This is a genomic window from Methanocalculus sp., from assembly GCF_029762515.1.
Taxonomy (GTDB): domain Archaea; phylum Halobacteriota; class Methanomicrobia; order Methanomicrobiales; family Methanocorpusculaceae; genus Methanocalculus.
The window spans coordinates 1-4,572 of sequence record NZ_JARVGN010000175.1 but is presented as its reverse complement, the minus strand read 5'-3'; the positions used below and the strand labels follow the sequence as shown (position 1 = coordinate 4,572).

The 4,572-nt window shown below is 56.2% G+C and carries 3 protein-coding genes; all 3 read left to right on the top strand.

Annotated features, from left to right (window positions below; all coding sequences use genetic code 11):
- Positions 1-1,819, top strand: a 1,819-nt coding sequence (gene ppk1, locus QCH34_RS07250; protein WP_300332304.1) for a polyphosphate kinase 1, incomplete at its 5' end; no start/stop codon positions are given.
- Positions 1,809-3,905 carry a polyphosphate kinase 1 gene (gene ppk1 / locus QCH34_RS07245; RefSeq protein WP_300332302.1) on the top strand — a complete coding sequence of 699 codons (2,097 nt, stop codon included), beginning with the start codon at positions 1,809-1,811 and terminating at the stop codon, positions 3,903-3,905. The genes ppk1 (QCH34_RS07250) and ppk1 (QCH34_RS07245), both read left to right, overlap by 11 nt.
- Positions 3,880-4,572: CHAD domain-containing protein (locus tag QCH34_RS07240; RefSeq protein WP_300332300.1), on the top strand; the 693-nt coding region annotated here is incomplete at its 3' end. The genes ppk1 (QCH34_RS07245) and QCH34_RS07240, both read left to right, overlap by 26 nt.

The following is a 4,572-nucleotide window of genomic DNA, read 5'->3' as shown; positions in this document are numbered from 1 at the left end:
CGAACTCCTCCCCCTGCTCAAAGAGGCGACCACCTGCTGGAAGGATCATCTCCTTCCCGAACTGAAAAGTGAAGGGATCCGGATCCAGAGGATGGATGAACTCTCCCCGGAACTGAGGAGAGCGGCACGTGAGACATTCATCAGGGAGATCTTCCCGATCGTCACCCCGATGGCTTTTGACGTATCCCATCCCTTCCCCTTCATATCGAGCCTCTCATTGAACCTTGCGGTCATCATCAATGACACAAAGCGGGGCAGGATCTTCTCACGGGTGAAGGTGCCCCGCACCCTTGGTCAGCGGTTTGTGAGGCTTCCCGGATCAGGCGATTGCGGCGGGCAGGAACACCAGTATGTTCTGCTGGAAGAATTAATCGCTGACAATCTTGATCTCCTCTATCCGGGCATGGATGTCGTTGCCTCCTACCCATTCAGGGTGACCAGAGATGCGGACTTTGAGATCGAGGAGGATGAAGCATCGGATCTCCTCAGCACCATCGAGGAGAGCGTGGAGCACCGGCGAATCGGGAGGCCTGTCCGGCTTGAGGTGGATAGCTCAATTCCGGAGTGGATCCGGGAGATGCTCGCATCCAAACTCAGGCTCAACCCCGAGCAGGTCGACACCAGCACCGGCCCGCTCGGCATGGCCGATCTGATGGAGCTTGCCGGAATTAACCTGCCCGAACTGAAAGATGCCCCGTTCCTCCCTTCGGTTCCGGAGGGGCTCAATTCCGAGAAGACGATCTTCCGCTCTATCAGGAAGCGGGACTATCTCCTCTATCACCCCTATGACAGCTTCATCCCGGTGGTGAGCTTCATCAGGCAGGCGGCACGCGACCCGGATGTCCTTGCGATCAAACAGACACTCTACCGTGTCGGGCAGAACTCTCCCATCGTCGAGGCACTGATGGAGGCACGCGAGCAGGGCAAGCAGGTGACGGTCCTTGTCGAGCTGAAGGCACGCTTTGATGAGGAGAATAATATCATCTGGGCTCGGGCACTTGAACGGGCCGGTGTACATGTGGTCTATGGGTTGATCGGCCTGAAGGTGCATGCCAAACTCTGCATGGTCGTCCGCCGGGAGTCGACCGGTCTTGTCACGTATACCCATCTTGGAACCGGCAACTACAATGCCCAGACCGCACGGGTCTATACCGATCTCGGTCTCTTTACAGCTGATCCAGCAGTTGCTGCGGATGCAGCCGATCTCTTCAATGCCCTCACAGGCTATTCCGCAAAGACGGAATACCGGACTTTGCTCGTCTCTCATGGGAAGATGGGACGGATGCGTGAGGATCTCATCTCCCGGATAGAGCGGGAGATTCGTATTCACCGGGCATATGGGAAGGGCTACATTGCCTTCAAATGCAATTCACTCGTGGATCCGGATCTCATTGCCGCTATCTACCGTGCATCGCAGGAAGGGGTCGCCATCCACCTCCAGGTGCGTGGCATCTGCTGCCTCAGGCCGGGCATCCCCGGTTTTTCAGACAATATCACCGTCTCCTCCATTGTTGGGCGGTTCCTTGAACATACCAGGATCTATTATTTCAGAAACGGGGGTGAAGAGGAGGTGCTGATCGGATCGGCCGACCTTATGCCGAGGAACCTCAATGGAAGGGTTGAGATCCTCTATCCGATACGTGATCCTGCGATCAGGGATGCAGTGATCAAAACGATCCTTCAGATCCACCTGCGGGATTCCGTCAAGATGCGCCTGATGAACAAGGATGGCAGCTACAAACGGGTGGAGCCTGGTGCGGAACCGATCGATTCACAGGCATGGATGATACAGCACAGGGGGATATGGCATGGCAACTGAAGAGACATTCAATCCAAAGGATCCGGACTACTATATCAACCGGGAACTCTCTTGGCTCTCCTTTAACAGGAGAGTGCTGGCAGAGGCAAATGACACAACCCATCCTCTCCTCGAACGGGTGAAGTTCCTTGCGATCTGCGGGAGTAACCTCGATGAATTCTTTATGGTCCGGGTATCCGGGCTCCGCCACCAGGTGAAAGACGGCATCTGGAAACTGCCTCCTGATGGAATCGCCCCGGCAGATCTCCTCTGGAAGATCCAGCTGGAGGTGGATGAACTCTACCGCCTCTATGAGGAGACATGGAGCAGCTCTCTCCTTCCTGCTCTCTCTGCAGCGGGTGTCTCAATCGTTTTGTTCTCTCAATTAACAGATGATGAAAAAGAGGCGATGCATGCCTACTTCCACTCGACGATCTATCCGATCCTCACCCCGATGGCAATCGATGCAGCCCGCTCCTTCCCCTTCATCTCGAACCTCTCGCTGAATCTGGCTGTTGTCCTGGGTTCAGCCGACGGGCGGCGGTACCTCGCACGGATCAAGATCCCATCCCTCACCTTCGGCAGGTTCATCCCGGTAAGCTCCCCGGGCGGGGGGCCGCCATCCCGCTTCATCCTCCTCGAAGATCTGATCGCCGGGCATCTCGGCTCCCTCTTTCCGGGAATGAGTGTTGAGGGTGCATACCGGTTCAGGGTGACACGGGATGCGGAGATCAAAGTGGTCATTGATGATGCATCTGACCTCCTGACAGCGGTTGAGGATAGTATCGAATGCAGGCGAACCGGGGTCCCGGTCCGGCTTGAAGTTGACCCGGCCACCCCCCCGCGGCTGATCCTTCTCCTCTCTGAGCGGCTCGGGCTGAAAGAGAGCGATGTCTATGGTGTCAGTGGTTTTATCGGCCATAATGATCTGTGGCAGCTGCATGATCTCTCCCGCCCCGATCTCCTCGATGAACCATTTGTCCCCCATATCACCGATCCGCTGGCGCATGAAGAGGATATCTTCGATCTGGTACGATCCCGTGATACTCTCTTCTATCACCCCTACGACAGCTTCATCCCGATCGTCCGGCTCTTCAGGCAGGCGGCAATCGATCCGGATGTCCTTGCGATCAAGATCACATTGTACCGGATCGATAAGAAATCCCCGATCGTCGATGCCCTGATGAAAGCCCGCCAGCATGGGAAACAGGTGACTGTGGTTCTGGAACTAAAGGCAAAGTTCGATGAACTGAACAATATCACCTGGGCGCGGGCTCTCGAACAGGAAGGGGTGCATGTCGTGTATGGGCATGAGCGGCTGAAGGTGCATGCCAAGGTGGCGATGATCGTCAGGCGTGAAGCAGACGGTATCTACCGCTATGTGCACTTAAGTTCAGGAAACTACAACACCGTCACCACCCGTATCTACGGCGATATCGGATATCTGACCGCCGATCCAGATATCGGGGCAGATGCAACCGAGCTCTTCAACCACCTGACCGGCTATGTGGAGCGGCAGGAGTACCGGAAGCTTCTCGTTGCACCGATCAACCTCAGGCAGGGGATCCTGAAACGGATTGAGCGGGAGATCGAGCACCAGAGAGCGAACCAGAACGGCTATATCGCACTGAAGCTGAACGGGCTCCTTGACCCTGAGATCATATCGGCGCTGTACCGGGCATCACATGAAGGTGTGAGAATGGATCTGAATGTCCGCGGACTCTGTGCGCTTCGCCCCGGTATTACAGGCGTATCCGAGACGATCAAAGTCACCTCAATAGTCGGGCGTTTCCTTGAACATGCCCGCATCTACCACTTCCACAACGGTGGTGATGATGAGGTGCTCCTCGGATCATCAGATATGATGCAGCGGAACCTCAGGCGGAGGGTTGAGGTGCTCTTTCCGGTGCGGGATCCGGCGATCCGCTCCGCTCTCGTCAGGATCATGAGGGTGCATCTTTCAGATAACCAGAAATCGTGGCGCCTCAATGCCGATGGCAGCTATGACAGGATTCAACAGGAGAATACTGAGACAGCCTGTCATTCACAGGACTGGCTGATTACAAACAGGGGTGCCTGGCATGGGTGGAAAGAAAGAGAAGAATGATGAGGGCTTCTGTCTCTTTGGGGCAGAGACTCTCAGAAAGCTCACCGAGGATCTTGTTGCTGAGGCAGATGGTGTACGGCATTCTGATGATATCGAGTATATCCACCGGATGAGGGTGGCATCGCGGCGCATCCGTGCGGCTCTCCCCCTCTTTGCACCCTGCTTCTCTGAATCGATGTATAAAAATACCTACAAAGGTGTCCGCTCCATCACCCGCTCGCTTGGGGCGGCTCGGGATCTCGATGTCCAGATCGATTTTCTCCAGTCATACCTGGATTCTCTCCCTGATGAGCGCCCTCCGGTATGGTATGCAGGCTTCCTGCCACCGGCAGAGGATCGGACCGTCCTTGTGAGAACCGATGCTCCTCCTGCCGGGGTTCCTGCCCTGCCCCCGTCACCGGGCATCCGCATACGGATGCGGGAACTCCTCTGGAAGATACGGGTCTATATCACCGGCAGGGTTGCCCTCCCTGCTCCGCGTGAAGATACGGCCTTCCAGCCGCTCATCAGGCCCGGTATCGAATGCCTGCTTCTCAGGTGGAACGGAAAGCGGGCAGCGCTCCATCATGAGGTCGTTTCATCGGTGGATGCCTTTGAATCGTCAGATGTTGCAGACGATCTCCTGGACTGGTGCCGGGATCAGATCGTCTCCGGACGGCTCCACGAC